Source organism: Empedobacter sp. R132-2, assembly GCF_030324375.1.
Taxonomy (GTDB): domain Bacteria; phylum Bacteroidota; class Bacteroidia; order Flavobacteriales; family Weeksellaceae; genus Empedobacter; species Empedobacter falsenii_B.
In genome coordinates this window covers 1-14,935 of the sequence record NZ_JACAGG010000046.1, presented here as the reverse complement: position 1 = coordinate 14,935, position 14,935 = coordinate 1, and the positions used below count along the sequence as shown (strand labels likewise).

Genomic DNA, 14,935 nt, shown 5'->3' with positions numbered 1-14,935 from the left:
ATTAATCAAAATAATAATACAATAATATTAAATAAAAACTCTACTTTTAAGTGTTCTTAACAAGGGGAAGATTACAGATGCTGCCCCCAAACAATCCCACTAATCATCAACAATAAAAAGTAAAATATCTTTTTCATACGTCTTTCGTCAACTATTTTTAGAATAACGCAATTTACTTTAGAATATTCTATCAACCATAATGTTTCTAATTTTCGTGAGATAAACTATCTTTGCAACCTGAAAATTTGATTAAGATGTCTTTAGAACAAGAAATAAATAAAAGAAAAACCTTTGGAATTATCGCCCATCCCGATGCTGGTAAAACAACTTTAACAGAGAAGTTATTACTTTTTGGAGGCGCAATTCAAGAAGCTGGTGCCGTAAAAAGTAACAAAATTAAAAAAGGAGCAACTTCCGATTTTATGGAAATTGAACGCCAACGTGGTATTTCGGTTGCTACTTCAGTTTTAGCATTCGAATATAAAGGAAAAAAGATTAATATCTTAGATACGCCTGGTCACAAGGATTTCGCCGAAGACACTTTCCGTACACTAACTGCCGTAGATTCTGCGATTGTGGTAATCGACGTTGCAAAAGGGGTTGAGGAACAAACAATCAAATTGGTAGAAGTTTGTCGTATGCGCAAAATTCCGATGTTGGTTTTCATTAACAAAATGGACCGCGAAGGAAAAGATGCGTTTGATTTAATGGACGAAGTAGAACAAAAACTAGACTTACAAGTTACACCACTTTCTTGGCCGATTGGTATTGGAGCAACTTTCAAAGGAATTTATAATATTTGGGAGAAAAACATCAATATTTTTTCTGGAGATAATAAACAAAAAATTTCTGAAACAACGAAAGTTGAGGATTTATCAAGTCCAGATTTAGACACATTAATTGGAACAACTTACGCCGAAAATCTTCGTAATGAGATTGATTTAATTGACGGAGTTTATCCAGAATTTGATATGCAAGAATATATGGACGGAAATTTACAACCTGTATTTTTCGGTTCTGCTCTTAATAATTTTGGTGTTCGCGAATTGTTAGACGCTTTCGTTGATATTGCACCAACTCCACAATCTAAAGAAACAGATTTGAGAATTGTCGAACCTTATGAAAATAAATTTTCTGGCTTCGTGTTCAAAATTCATGCGAATATGGATCCGAAACACCGCGACCGTTTAGCCTTTATCAAAATCGTTTCTGGTAAATTTGAACGTAATACCAACTATTTCCACGTTCGCCAAGGTAAAAACATGAAATTCGCTGCGCCAAATGCTTTCTTTGCTGATAAAAAAGAAGTGGTTGATGAATCGTTTGCGGGTGATATCGTTGGTTTACACGATACAGGAAACTTTAGAATTGGTGATACGTTGACAGAAGGTGAAAAATTTTCTTTCAAAGGAATTCCAGCTTTCTCCCCAGAACATTTCCGTTACATCAACAATGCTGATCCAATGAAAGCAAAACAATTGGAAAAAGGAATTGATCAATTAATGGACGAAGGTGTTGCGCAGTTATTTACATTAGAAATGAATAATCGTAAAGTTATCGGAACCGTTGGTGCACTGCAATATGAGGTTATCCAATATCGTTTGGAGCACGAATATGGTGCAAAAGCAACGTACGAACCTTTCTCTGTTCACAAAGCGTGTTGGGTAGAAGTTGAAGATGAAAAATCAGAAGAATTCTTAGAATTCAAACGTGTTAAACAACGTTATTTAGCAAGAGATAAATTCAATCAATTGGTATTTTTAGCAGATTCTGCTTTTACAATTCAAATGACGCAAGATAAATTTCCGTCAGTGAAATTACATTTTGTAAGTGAGTTTTAAATTTTGGTCAGATAATTGAATTAACCAACTGAAATATTTTTTAGAAAAAATCTAAATGAAAAAGATCATATTAAGTTTAACATTGATTTCAGCGTTTGCAGTAAATTCAAAAGCACAAGATTTGAAATCAATTTTTGGAACATTAAAAAAAGAAGTCGAAAAAGTAAACACTCAAACGACAACACAAAATAATTCAACAGTAAAAGTTGATTCAATAAAAGTTGTAAATGGTTCAACAGAATCTAAAACAATTTCTGCAGAATCCTTAACAAAGTTAAATGGTTTATCTAACGCAACTGTTGCCTCTGGATTGAAAGAAGCTTTGTCATTAGGATTAACGGACGGAATAAAATCATTGGGTCAAAAGAATGGTTTTTATAATAATTCAGTTGCAAAAATCTTGATGCCAGAAGAATTACAAAATGTAGAAAAAACTTTGCGTTCTTTAGGAATGGGAAGTTTGGCGGATAAAGGAATCAAATTATTGAATTCTGCTGCTGAAGATGCTGTTTCTGAAGCTGCTCCTATTTTCGTAAACGCTGTGACATCAATGACAATTACAGATGCGAAAGATATTTTATTAGGAGGAAATAATTCGGCTACCAATTATTTAAAACTAAAAACAACATCTGATTTAACAAAGGCTTTTCAACCAAAAGTGGAAGCGTCTTTAGGTAAAGTTAGTGCGGATAAAGTTTGGAATAATTTGATTACAAAATACAATACGTTAACTGGAAATCAAATTGATCCAAACCTGAATGCTTATGTAACACAACAAACAATAAATGGTGTGTTTAACATGGTTGCAGAAAAAGAAGAAGGAATTCGCGGGAATAAAGCTTTGCGTACAACATCGTTGTTACAACAGGTTTTCGGAGCGCAAGATAGTAAGAAGTAAAATACTTCTATTCAATCAAAAAAACTCGTTACAATTTGTAACGAGTCTTTTAGATGATAATTACTCTATAAAATAAGACCAAGGTATATCAAATCTTCCTCGTCTTTCTGCTACTTTAAGCTTTTCTCCTTCAAAACTTGAGTAATACTTTTTATAATCTACTTTTATCTCTTTTTCTATAAATGTATTGTTCCAATCTTCAATTATTAAATAATAACTACTACCTCCTTTACTATTTTTCTTAATTTTTTTCAAAATCTGAGTTTCATAAATTTGAGGAGTAGATTGATCATACTTACAATTAATGAATATAACAGAATAAATAGAAAATACTTCAATTAATATTATGATAAAAACATTATAAACAAAATTTTTCTTGTTGTAAATCAATATTTTAAATTGATTAAAATAATAGATTATTAAGATTAATAACGCTATAACACTCGAAGGAACCCATACATTTTTATAATCTAAGACATTGTAATCCATAGCAGTTCTAATGATTAATCCAAAACAAGATAACATAAAACCTATAGAAATTGTTGGAAGATTTGGTCTAATTTCAGGCTCAATTGAGATCAAACCTCGATAATATCTAACTAAAATGATGCAAAAAATAGGATAAACAAAAGATAAATAAATTAAAATTTCATTAAAAAACTGAAAAACTAATGTACTCAAACCTAAAATGCATCCAATAATATTAATTAATAAAGCCGTTCTTTTCAACGACTTTAAATCAGTAAATTTTTGTTCAATAATAACTAAATCTAAAAAATTCATAAAATCTAAAAATCCGCTCAATGAGCGGATTTTCTATTTGTAATAAAATATATCATTTCCTATTAAGCTTCACAAGAAGAACAAGAAACTAAGTTTGCAACTAATTCCTTAGAAACTGATTGTGAACGCTGATAGTACAATGTTTTTACACCTAATTGCCAAGCTTCGATCATCAAACGGTTAACTTCTTTCACAGGTAAATCTGGTGGAATATTTAGGTTTAATGACTGCGATTGATCTACATATTTTTGACGAATCGCTGCTTGTTGAACAATTTCTAATTGAGAAATTTCTTTGAATGTTTTGAACACATCTTTTTCCTCTTTTGTCAATTGTTCTAAATGTTGCACAGAGCCACCATTCAACATGATTTCGCGCCAAATATCTTCGTTATCGATTCCTTTTTCTTGTAATAATTTAGTCAAATATTTATTCTTACGCATAAAGTTTCCTTTCGATAAACCTGCTTTGTAATAATTTGAAGCAAACGGCTCAATTCCTGGAGAAGTTTGTCCTAAAATCGCAGAAGAAGACGTAGTTGGTGCAATTGCACAAGTTGTTGTATTACGACGTCCGTAGCCTTTTAAAACCTCTGGTTCACCATAAATACGAGCTAATTCTTCCGAAGCTTTATCTGCTTTAGATTGAATATGCTTGAAAATTTCTGTTGTACGTAATTTCGCTTCCATTCCTTCAAAAGGAATCATGTTGCGTTGTAAGTAAGAGTGCCACCCTAATACACCTAAACCTAATGCACGGTGACGTTTTGCAAAACGATTAGCTGATGCTAAATAATGATTTCCTTCTGTTTTTTCGATGAATTCTTGTAAAACTGCATCTAAAAAGAAAATTGCTAAACGTACTGCCTCAGTATCTTTCCATTCATCGTATAGCTCTAAGTTCATAGAAGATAAACAACAAATAAATGATTCATCAGCAGATGAAGGCAACATAATTTCTGAACAAAGATTAGAAGCATTAATTGACATTCCTAAATCTTTGTAAACCTGTGGTTTATTTTTATTTACGTTATCTGTAAAGAATAAATATGGTAATCCTTTTTCTTGACGTGATTCTAAAACTTTCGCCCAAATTTGACGTTTATCCGCATCTCCATCAATCATTTCTTGCATCCAATAATCTGGCACACAAACACCATAAAATAAATTCTGAATTGAACTTCCTATCGATTTAATTTTCAAAAATTCTTCGATATCATCATGATCAATATCCAAATAAGCCGCAAAAGCTCCACGACGTGTAGAACCTTGAGAAACCACATTCATCGCAGAATTGAACAATTCCATAAACGAAACAGCACCACTACTCTTTCCGTTATCTGTAATCGCCGCTCCACGCTCACGCAATTCACCAAAATAACCAGAAGTACCACCACCGATTTTAGTTTGCATAATAACTTCTCCTAATTTATGCGTAATTCCTTCAATACTATCTGGAATATGAACATTGAAACAAGAAATTGGTAAACCACGCTCTGTTCCCATATTTGCCCAAATTGGAGATGATAAACTCATCCAACCTCTTTCTATCATTTCTTTGAAAGATTCTTGCAATTCTGGTTTGTATAAACGTTTTGCAGCCGCAGCCGTGATACGATCTATAGCTCCTTCAACTGTTTCCCCTTTCAATAAATAACCTCTATTCAAAATTTGTTCAGATTCAGAGTTTTTCCACCATAATTTTGGTGCTTCACCGTCAAAAAATATATTTTGAATGTCGTCGTGTGGTATTGGATTGTCCATAGCTTTAGAATTTATAATGATGTGATATTGTTAAATAATTTTATTTATAGTTGTGTTTTTGATAAAAAGTTTTGGCGGTTTAAAATAAATCGTCTGCCGAAATACTTTTGTCATGTTTAGTATAATCTACTGGTCTTTTTGCGAAAAAATCGTCTAAACTACTCGCAAAAACTTCTTCCTCAAACCAAGCCATCGGTTTATACTGTTCTTGGGAAATATGAAATATTTTTTTGTATCCAATTTTAGCAATTGCTTCATCAATACGGTATTTCATATAGTTTAATAAATCTGCTTTTGAGTAATAACCAAATTCTCCTTTCTCGAAAATCCAATCTAACATCATTTCTTCTTGGTCAATATAACCACGAACAGCAGTTTCTACCCAATTTTGATCTAATTCCTCTGGTAATAAACCTTCTTCACGAATTTTATTAATCAAATAAATCCCAGCATTTGCGTGAATTTGCTCATCTGTAGATGTCCAAGCAATGATGTTTGCTGTATTTTTCATTAAACCATCAAAACGTGTAAATGCCAAAATATTTGCAAATTTCGAGAATAACGAACTATCTTCGATTACCAATGCAAAGAACAATAATTTCTCTACAATTGATTTGTTCTCGTCACGCATAATTTCTCCAACAAACGTATTATAACTTTTGAAAATTGGATTTTGTAAGGCTACATTAAACTCATCTAAATAACCATTTACCTCCAAAATACGCGAATACGCTTCACTATGTCTAAACTCACATTCTGCAAAAGTAGCACCTAATCCATTCAATTCTGGCTTTGGAAAATAATGATACAAATCTCCCCAGAATCCTTTTACCGTTACCTCTACTTGCGCAATTGATAAAATAGAACGTTTGTGAATTTCGCGTTTCGCATCATCTAAATTGGCATGATAGTCTTGGATATCTGAAGTAAAATCTACTTCTCCGTGTACCCAATATGCTTTTTGGATTGCTTCTGTAAAGGTTAAAATTTCAGGATATTCAAATGGTTTATAATTTACCCTTTTATCAAAAATAGACATAGTTTTTTGGACTTTTTAGATTAATAAACTTTGGTAAAAACGAATTCTTTCATCAAAATAAATGAAGTTGGTTCTTTTATTTTATTTAGAAATTTGAACCTCAATAGGGTTACATTTTCGTTTCAATTACTCATCGATTCTTTCAAAATTAAGATAAGATTTTACAATTAAAAATTTTGTAATCTTAAAAAATAAAAAGGTTATCAACAAGTTGTTAATTATTTGATTATTAATTAATTATTTTTGAATTTTTATTCGTTATAATTTAATAATTTTTATCAAAACAACAACTATAACTTGGATTAATTTTCTATAATTTAACAAAAAAATAGGCAAGCCTTGTTATAGACTTGCCTAAAGAATATGATTAAATTCTAAATTTTATCTTGCAATATTTACTGCACGTGTTTCACGAATTACAGTTACACGAACTTGACCTGGATAAGTCATTTCGTTTTGAATTTTATCCGAAATTAAGAACGATAATTCAGCTGCTTTTGTGTCATCAACTTTATCACTTTCTACAATCACACGCAACTCACGACCAGCTTGGATAGCGTATGCTTTTTCCACACCATCAAAGTTAAGAGCCGTAGCTTCTAAATCTTTCAGACGTTGCATATACGATTCCACAACTTGACGACGAGCCCCTGGACGAGCACCAGAAATTGCATCGGCAACTTGTATAAGTGGCGAAATTAAAGAAGTCATCTCTATTTCATCGTGGTGAGCTCCAATTGCATTAATTACGTCTGGATGTTCTCCATATTTCTCTGCCCATTGCATCCCCAAAATTGCGTGAGGCAATTCAGATTCTTGCTCCGGAACTTTACCAATATCGTGTAATAAACCTGCACGTTTCGCTAACTTAGGATTTAATCCTAATTCTGCAGCCAAGGTTCCTGCCAAATTTGCCACCTCGCGAGAGTGTTGTAACAGGTTTTGACCATAAGAAGAACGATATTTCATTCGTCCAACAATACGAACCAAATCTTTGTGTAAACCGTGAATTCCCAAATCTAAAATTGTTTTCTTACCAACTTCGATAATTTCATCCTCAATTTGTTTTGTTGTTTTTGCCACAACTTCCTCAATACGTGCTGGGTGAATACGCCCATCCGTTACTAAACGGTGCAAAGATAAACGAGCAATTTCACGACGAACAGGATCAAAACATGAAAGAATAATCGCTTCTGGCGTATCATCAACAATCACTTCAACTCCTGTAGCAGCTTCTATTGCACGAATATTACGTCCTTCACGACCAATGATACGTCCTTTGATTTCATCAGATTCAATGTTAAACACAGAAACTGCATTCTCTATCGCTTGCTCTGTTCCGATTCGTTGAATAGAAGAAATCACAATTTTACGCGCTTCATTTTTCGCATCCAATTCAGCCTCTTCCATAATTTCTTGGATATGAGCTTGTGCTTTCGTTCTTGCTTCGTCTTTCAAGACTTCAATCAATTCAGCACGTGCTTCATCAGCAGAATAGTTTGAAATTTTCTCAAGGATTTCTACTTGTTTTTTGTGCATCGTATCCACTTCTTTTTGCTTAATGTTAAGCTTCTCTGTACGTGCTTGTATATTTCCTTTCTCAGATTTAATCTGATCTTTTTGTTTCTGAATTTCTGCTAAGTCCGTTTTGATTCTCTCTTCACGTTCTTTTACTTTAAGCTCAGCATCAGCTACTTTTCTTTCACGTTGATTAACAACTTCTTCGTGTTTAGATTTTAATTCTAAAAATTTTTCTTTGGCTTGAAAAATTTTCTCTTTTTTAATGGCTTCACCATCTTTCTCAGCATCATTAATCAAATTTTGTGCTTTGCGAGTTGCTTCGTCAATCAGTTCTTGATTCTGTTTATCAACTGATTTTTTTGATAAGAAATATCCCACCGCTGCACCTATGATTAATGTAACAATTGCAATAATTATTGTCATAATTGGGTCCATAGATTATGTAATGTTTATATATAAAAAAACCTACATTAGTAAAGTATGTTTTGAGTTAACTCCTGTAAACAGGATTTGAGTTAGTCCGTCAGTCAAGTATCCGCTGTCAAATAAATGAACCTAAAAGGTTGCGGCCCGCTTTCCGAACGGTGTTCACTCGGTAACAAAACTAGTGTTGAGTTAACCAAAATAGCTAGAACTAATGTAGGAATATTGTTTAGTGGACAGTTTCACAACTGTCAGAACTTCTCTTATTTTGCGATTGACTGATCAATCAATTCTAATAACTTCGAAATGCGCTCTGTTGTCATTTCTTCGTTATCTTTCACTTGCTTTTTCAGCTTTGCTTCACGTAAAGCTAACTGAATTGTCACCATTGCAAGCGCGTCTTGTTTGTCAGAAACAGCGTACTTTTGTTCAAATTGTTTCAAAATACCATTTATTTCTTCTGCACAAGAAAGTAACATTTCTTCCTCGTCAGAATTAATCGTCATTGGGTAATGACGTGAAGCAATTTTTATCTCAATTCGTTGAGTTGACATTCTTTTATTAATTATTAGTTTTAATTTGAGCGATGCACGTATCGACTTCTTTTATTAATTTGTTCATTCTTTGCTTCATCATTTGTTTGTACTCCTGATTTCCGCTCATTGCATTAACGACTTTTAATCGTTTTACTTCCTCATTTAAATTTAAGTTATTCGCTTGCGAATCTCTCAATTTATTTTTCAATCGGGCATTTTCTTCTTTTAGAGAATTGATTTCATTTTGCAATTTTTCCAATTCTTGTATCGAGTTTTCAGCGCCCTTCAATATATCTTTATAATTCCCAAGTTGGCCTAAAACACTTAAAACTTTGTTTTCAAGTTCATTAAATTTTACCATTTTTTCCATCTCCTGAGAATTTCAATTATTCTAGCTTCTATTGCAAAAATAGTATTTTTTTACTTCTAATCAATACAATAACCTAAATATTATCAGTTTTTTCTTATTCATTTGACAAATAGAGATTTACTTACATTTTTTGTTTCGTTTCTCTATTCTTCACTACTTTCACAACATACTTGATACTAAAAAACAAAAACAATACCGAAAGAATAGTTGGCAGAAATTGACAGAAAATAATCAAAATTGATTTGAAATAATACATTCCATCTTTCCAACTTTGTTTTAACTCATATCCTAAGTTGATTTCTCTATAAGCTTTCAAATCAGTTTGTGGTAAAATATTCGTTACAACTCGTGGTTCTTCTGATAATTGATACGCAATAGTCGCATAAGAAGTAGCATCATTTATCAACGCTTTATTCACTTTATTTTCGATTTGTTTCGAGATTTTCATTGCTTTATTGTTTTCATTTTTCAACTCATTTTCATATTTCTCAAAGGTCATTTCTTCATTATTAATCAAAATATGATCGATAATAATTCCTTTCTCCACTGCAAATTTGACATGCTCACGCAATTTATTTGACGGAACTTTCAATTCAATCAAATAAGAACGTTGAATTTTGTCTATTTTCTTAACGCTTTCTTCAGATAATTCAACTATATCCGAATCTAAAATTTGATTAATCATTTCACTATTCAAAACAAATCCATTCAACGAAATCGCATTTTCTTCGATTTGAACCGCATCTTTCATCGCATCTTTTACTTTCATTTCGATCAACGCATTCGATTTAAAAACCTTCCCTTCTACTTCTAAATTTGCAGCATTAGAAACCGCAACTTCTTCTTTGCATCAGCAGCCAATTCTGCATTACTTTCTGAACCTTTGTATTCATTACAACTTACGATAGAAGCAACTATAAAAAGTGCTAAAATAATTTTTCTCATGATGATGTTTTTTATGTTTGATTTTAAAATTACTTTCATCATTTCTCAATCATTCACTAAAATCCTTTTCTTTTACTTGTTTATTATTTTACAAATACAAAATATTGATAATCATTTATTTAATTTTATTTTACAAAAATTTATCTCCAAATAATTTTCAGAAATTCAAAAGATTAAGGAGGTTTGTAAAAGATTTAATTTACTTTTAACTGATTTGTTAATTATTGAAAAGAAAAAATGAAAGTGATTAAGCCAATTTTCCTAAACTTATTACTAAGTTCTGTTGTTTTTGGACAACGATCAGAACAACCAAAATCTGAAACATATCCAAAAAACATCTTCCAAAATCCTTTAGAAATTACCAATTATTTAGCTGGTAATTTTGGAGAATTACGTGCCAATCATTTCCACGCTGGGCTTGATATCAAAACTCAACAACGAGAAGGTCTGAAAGTAAAAGCGGTTGGAGACGGTTACATTTCTCGCATTAATATTTCGCCAACAGGTTATGGAAATGCACTTTATATCGATCACCCAAACGGATATACTTCTGTTTATGCCCATTTGAGAGAATTTACGCCCGAATTGCAAGAATATGTGCGCAAACAACAATATGCAAACGAAACGTTTAAGATAGAATTGCATCCAAAACCAAACGAACTTCCTGTAAAAATGGGCGATTTGATTGCTCTTTCTGGAAATTCTGGAGGTTCTGGAGGTCCACATTTACATTTCGAAATTCGTGATACCAAAACAGAAGAACCAATTAATCCTTTTTACTTCGGTTTTGATTTACCTGATACTCGAAAACCATCTATTTTAGGCCTATATGCTTATCCAATTTATGGCGATGTGAATCAAAAAACCAATCGTGTTGTTGTGGTAAATGGAGGTACAATTTCTGCCTCTGGCGCAATAGGTTTTGGTGTAAAAGCCTATGACAAACACAATGGAGCAGAAAATAACAATGGAGTTCATCAAATTAATATTTATGTGAATGATGAACCGATTTATACGTTTACTTCTAATCGTTTTTCGTTTGATGAAGCTCGAGCTATAAATACAGTTTGCGATTATGGCGATATTCAGAAAAATAATAGTTGGGTGTATCAAGGATTTGTGAAAGATGGGAATCCTGTCAGAATGTATTCAAATCTAAAAAACAATGGAATTTTAGAGCTTGAAGAAGGAAAATCGTACAAAGTAAAAATTGACGTTTCTGATTATGCAGGAAATTTATCTTCGCAATCTTTTACAGTTAATGGAAAAGCATTTGTAGATTCTGCAAAACTTACTGAAACAAATCCAATGTTGTGGAACAAAGAAAATCATTTCAAATCTGATGGAATCGAAATATTTTTCCCTAAAAATATTTTTTATGAAGATTTTGATTTAGCTTATAAATTCTCGAATGGTAAACATTGGGTGGGCGATTATTATATACCAGTTCATCAAACTTACACGTTAGCAATAGAACCGACTACTGACATTCCAACAGCGCAATTGGACAAAGCTGTTATTGTACGCGAATATCAAAAAAGAGGTGCTTGGAAAAAAGATTATTTAACAACAGAGCTCAAAAATGGAAAGCTTGTTGCAAATCCAAAAGATTTTGGTGTTTTTTCTATTTTAATTGACAATACTAAACCGACAATTACTCCGTTAAATATCAAATCAGATAGTCAATTTACTCAAGCTAATGCTATTATCAAATTTACAATTGATGATGCACAATCTGGGATAAAAGATTATAAAGCTTATATCGATGGTAAGTGGGTTTTAGCCGAATATGATCAAAAAATTAAACGATTATCAATTAATTTGAACAAAGAACAGATTTCGGTTGGCAACCATCAATTAGAATTAAACGTGAAAGATGAAAAAAACAACACAGCAACATACTCTACAACATTCAAAAAGATTTCTTAGTACCATAAGTTTATCTCTTTTGGGTGGAATTTTATTTGCTCAAACTGCGCAAATTAATGGTAAAGTTGTCGACGAAAATAGAATTCCAATTAGTGAAGCTGAGATTATTGTCAACGATCAATCTTATTTTACAGATCAAAATGGTAATTTCAAAATTGATATTCCATCAAATTCTTCCGTTACCGTAACTTTTAACAACAATGGTTATCATTCGTTTGCACAAACTTTTACGCTAAAAGATAAAAACAAGAAAGAGATTTTTGTTCAATTAGTTCCTGATCAAACCAATGCAATCGAATTAGGTGAAGCAACTATTTCTTTTCAATCCAATAAAAATAAACCTTTGCAAAGTACCGTTTTGAGTGCTGCGCAAATGCAACAAGGACCAAGTTTGACTGGCGGAGTTGCCGATTTATTGAAAACATTGCCTTTCGTAAATTCGAATACAGAATTAAGTTCGCAATATATGGTTCGCGGAGGAAATTATGACGAAAATTTAATTTACGTTAACGGAATCGAAGTTTATAAACCTCAATTGATTCGTTCTGGCGAACAAGAAGGTTTAGGTTTTGTAAATCCTGCGATGACGCAATTTATCAACTTTTCTGCTGGTGGTTGGGAAGCAAAATACGGCGACAAAATGTCTTCTGTTTTAGATGTTACCTACAAACGCCCAACAAAATTTGAAGGACAATTAGAAGCAAGTTTAATGGGCGGAAGTTTGACATTAGGCGGAGGTTCTAAAGACAAAAAACTTTCGGCAATTGTTGGAGCGCGCTATCAAAACAGAAATTTAGTGTTGAATACCTTAAAAGGTGATACCAATTTCAATCCCGAATATTACGATGTACAAGCCAATATCAATTATAAATTAAATGATAAATGGAATGTTGCATTTTTGGGGACAATGTCACGTTCGCGCTACGAAATGTTTCCTGTAAAACGTGATACGTACATCAACACAATGGATACTCCGTTGTTGCTAACTGTTTTTTATGACGGAAAAGAGGATGATAAATTTGCGACAGAAACAGGAAGTTTATCATTTACATATCAACCAAATTCTAAAGTAGATTTAGGGTTAGACCTTTTTGCTTATCATTCGAAAGAGCGCGAATATTTTGATATTCAAGGTTCTTATTTCATTTCCGAAGTAGACGAAAAAGGCCATGCTACTTCTACGAATGATGTTGGTTCGCAAATCGATCATACACGAAATAATTTTGATGCGTTGGTTGCTGGAATTCAACACAAAGGAAAATATAAAATCAATGGAAACAATGATATTGAGTGGGGTGCAAAATTTCAACAAGAAGATATTCGTGATTTATTAGGTGAATGGCAAGCAATCGATTCGACAGGATATGTTGTGAATCCAAATCCAGGAAATGGTTTGAATTTAAGTTATTATGTGAATTCTAAAAATAATTTAAAAACCAATCGTATTTCAGGTTACGCACAATATACAAGCAAATTTATGTGGAATGATGCGAAAGTAATGTTCAACGCTGGTGTACGTGCAGCTTATTGGGATTTTAACGAAGAAACAACTGTTTCGCCTCGTGCTCAAATCGCTGTTAAACCAGATTGGGAAAGCGATATGTTGTTCCGTTTTTCGACAGGTATTTATTATCAACCTCCCTTCTATCGCGAAATTCGTCGTTTAGATGGTTCTTTGAATAACAAAGTAAAATCGCAACAATCAATTCATTTTATATTTGGAAACGATTACGAATTCAAATGGATGGATCGTCCGTTCAAATTAACAACTGAGGTTTATTACAAAATCTTAAATGATTTGAATCCGTATTATGTAGACAATGTGAGAATTCGTTATACGGCAGATAACAACTCCAAAGGTTATGCGTATGGACTTGATATGCGTTTATTTGGGCAGTTTGTTCCTGGTATAGATTCTTGGTTCTCGGCTTCGTATGCGCGAGCTTATCAAAATATTGATGACAGAGGAAATATTCCATTACCAACAGATCCTCGTTTCAAATTATCTGCATTTTTCCAAGATTATATGGAGTTTTTACCATCTTTCAAAGTGAATGTAAATTTGATTTATGCTTCTGGTTTACCAAACGGAGCACCACAATTTGCAGATCCTTACCAATACCAAACAACGTTGACAGATTACAAACGTGTTGACATTGGTTTTGTGAAAGAATTGATCAATCAAAAAGAATTGAAACCATCAAAAGGAACATTCTGGAGTAATTTCAAAGAAATTTCGATTGGTGTAGATGTTTTCAATGTGTTTGATATTAAAAACGAAATCAGTAATTCATGGATTCGCGACGTAAATTCGAGTGCAGTTTACACAATGCCAAATTATTTGACAGGACGTTTCTTGAATGGAAAGATTAATTTTAAGTTTTAAAACTATTCAAAATTAATATTAGGATAAATTAATTCTTATTAATAATGGATTTTCAAAAATATATCGGTTACATCATCATTCCAATTATATTTATTTTTTCAATTTCACCTATTTTTTTCATGAACAAGAAAATAGGTAAAATAAAATATTTAAAGACTTATAGTTTTATATTTTGGTTATTTTCATTTTTACTATTTTTCATATCATTAAATGAAATCTTTGAAAATCAAAACTTAAAAGGTTTTACTTTTTTCAATTTTTATAAAACTTTAGAATATTATTTTTTATGGATTTTACTTCCATTTTGGATATTTCCAATTTCAATTATATCAGGAATACTAACTCCATTTATTTTATATTTAAAAAGTAAGAATAATAAAAGAAACAAAGTATACTAACCCGTTGTGCATTTTAAATAATTTGAGTTTTTAGCTTATTAATATTTCGATTAAAGTATGTTTTATTAATGTACTGAACCACAGTAAGTGCAGTAATTTTAGC

At 32.0% G+C, this 14,935-nt stretch carries 12 protein-coding genes; 4 read left to right on the top strand and 8 right to left on the bottom strand.

Annotation, left to right across the window (positions count from 1 at the left end; translation table 11 throughout):
* The first annotated feature begins 254 nt into the window (after positions 1–254).
* Positions 255–1,841, top strand: coding sequence for a peptide chain release factor 3 (locus tag HXZ69_RS14210; protein ID WP_038333563.1), 1,587 nt, complete (start codon positions 255–257; stop codon positions 1,839–1,841).
* 55 nt (positions 1,842–1,896) lie between these two features.
* Positions 1,897–2,739 (top strand): DUF4197 domain-containing protein, encoded by an 843-nt coding sequence (locus HXZ69_RS14205; RefSeq protein WP_280037648.1) that lies wholly within the window; start codon positions 1,897–1,899, stop codon positions 2,737–2,739.
* Positions 2,740–2,799: 60 nt separating this feature from the next.
* On the opposite strand, the gene HXZ69_RS14200 is transcribed toward HXZ69_RS14205, so the two are convergent.
* From HXZ69_RS14200 to HXZ69_RS14165, 8 genes are all read right to left on the bottom strand, one after another.
* Complete coding sequence (locus HXZ69_RS14200) at positions 2,800–3,522, bottom strand: hypothetical protein (RefSeq protein WP_286496359.1); 723 nt, start codon at positions 3,520–3,522, stop codon at positions 2,800–2,802.
* Positions 3,523–3,584: 62 nt separating this feature from the next.
* Positions 3,585–5,285, bottom strand: coding sequence for a ribonucleoside-diphosphate reductase subunit alpha (locus HXZ69_RS14195; protein WP_115001235.1), 1,701 nt, complete (start codon positions 5,283–5,285; stop codon positions 3,585–3,587).
* A 79-nt stretch (positions 5,286–5,364) separates the two neighbouring features.
* Entirely contained in the window at positions 5,365–6,324 is a 960-nt protein-coding gene (locus tag HXZ69_RS14190; RefSeq protein ID WP_038335662.1) for a ribonucleotide-diphosphate reductase subunit beta, read from the bottom strand.
* Positions 6,325–6,705: 381 nt separating this feature from the next.
* Complete coding sequence (rny, locus tag HXZ69_RS14185; protein WP_371875740.1) at positions 6,706–8,268, bottom strand: ribonuclease Y; 1,563 nt, start codon at positions 8,266–8,268, stop codon at positions 6,706–6,708.
* 263 nt (positions 8,269–8,531) lie between these two features.
* On the bottom strand, positions 8,532–8,822 hold the full coding sequence (locus HXZ69_RS14180; protein ID WP_038335658.1) for a cell division protein ZapA: 291 nt from the start codon (positions 8,820–8,822) through the stop codon (positions 8,532–8,534).
* Between the two features lie 7 nt (positions 8,823–8,829).
* Positions 8,830–9,174 carry a hypothetical protein gene (locus HXZ69_RS14175; protein ID WP_019975371.1) on the bottom strand — a complete coding sequence of 115 codons (345 nt, stop codon included), beginning with the start codon at positions 9,172–9,174 and terminating at the stop codon, positions 8,830–8,832.
* A gap of 121 nt (positions 9,175–9,295) precedes the next feature.
* On the bottom strand, positions 9,296–9,943 hold the full coding sequence (locus HXZ69_RS14170; protein WP_286496358.1) for a hypothetical protein: 648 nt from the start codon (positions 9,941–9,943) through the stop codon (positions 9,296–9,298).
* Between the two features lie 41 nt (positions 9,944–9,984).
* Positions 9,985–10,119, bottom strand: a complete 135-nt coding sequence (locus HXZ69_RS14165) for a hypothetical protein (RefSeq protein ID WP_286496357.1) — start codon at positions 10,117–10,119, stop codon at positions 9,985–9,987.
* Between the two features lie 237 nt (positions 10,120–10,356).
* Here HXZ69_RS14165 and HXZ69_RS14160 point away from each other — a divergent pair, with 237 nt between their 5' ends.
* Both HXZ69_RS14160 and HXZ69_RS14155 read left to right on the top strand, forming a co-directional pair.
* Positions 10,357–12,048 (top strand): M23 family metallopeptidase, encoded by a 1,692-nt coding sequence (locus tag HXZ69_RS14160; RefSeq protein ID WP_286496356.1) that lies wholly within the window; start codon positions 10,357–10,359, stop codon positions 12,046–12,048.
* Positions 11,996–14,434, top strand: coding sequence for a TonB-dependent receptor (locus HXZ69_RS14155; protein WP_286496355.1), 2,439 nt, complete (start codon positions 11,996–11,998; stop codon positions 14,432–14,434). The genes HXZ69_RS14160 and HXZ69_RS14155 overlap by 53 nt, the downstream gene beginning before the upstream one ends.
* Positions 14,435–14,935: the final 501 nt, after the last annotated feature.

What these genes read in the sequence shown, in the direction of transcription:
- HXZ69_RS14210 (WP_038333563.1), top strand. Translation starts at nt 255, where the DNA reads ATGTCTTTAGAACAAGAAATAAATAAAAGAAAAACCTTTGGAATTATC.
- HXZ69_RS14175 (WP_019975371.1), bottom strand. Translation starts at nt 9,174, where the DNA reads ATGGAAAAAATGGTAAAATTTAATGAACTTGAAAACAAAGTTTTAAGT.
- HXZ69_RS14160 (WP_286496356.1), top strand. Translation starts at nt 10,357, where the DNA reads ATGAAAGTGATTAAGCCAATTTTCCTAAACTTATTACTAAGTTCTGTT.
- HXZ69_RS14190 (WP_038335662.1), bottom strand. Translation starts at nt 6,324, where the DNA reads ATGTCTATTTTTGATAAAAGGGTAAATTATAAACCATTTGAATATCCT.
- HXZ69_RS14195 (WP_115001235.1), bottom strand. Translation starts at nt 5,285, where the DNA reads ATGGACAATCCAATACCACACGACGACATTCAAAATATATTTTTTGAC.
- HXZ69_RS14180 (WP_038335658.1), bottom strand. Translation starts at nt 8,822, where the DNA reads ATGTCAACTCAACGAATTGAGATAAAAATTGCTTCACGTCATTACCCA.
- HXZ69_RS14170 (WP_286496358.1), bottom strand. Translation starts at nt 9,943, where the DNA reads ATGAAAGTAAAAGATGCGATGAAAGATGCGGTTCAAATCGAAGAAAAT.
- HXZ69_RS14205 (WP_280037648.1), top strand. Translation starts at nt 1,897, where the DNA reads ATGAAAAAGATCATATTAAGTTTAACATTGATTTCAGCGTTTGCAGTA.
- HXZ69_RS14200 (WP_286496359.1), bottom strand. Translation starts at nt 3,522, where the DNA reads ATGAATTTTTTAGATTTAGTTATTATTGAACAAAAATTTACTGATTTA.
- HXZ69_RS14155 (WP_286496355.1), top strand. Translation starts at nt 11,996, where the DNA reads ATGAAAAAAACAACACAGCAACATACTCTACAACATTCAAAAAGATTT.
- rny (WP_371875740.1), bottom strand. Translation starts at nt 8,268, where the DNA reads ATGACAATAATTATTGCAATTGTTACATTAATCATAGGTGCAGCGGTG.
- HXZ69_RS14165 (WP_286496357.1), bottom strand. Translation starts at nt 10,119, where the DNA reads ATGAGAAAAATTATTTTAGCACTTTTTATAGTTGCTTCTATCGTAAGT.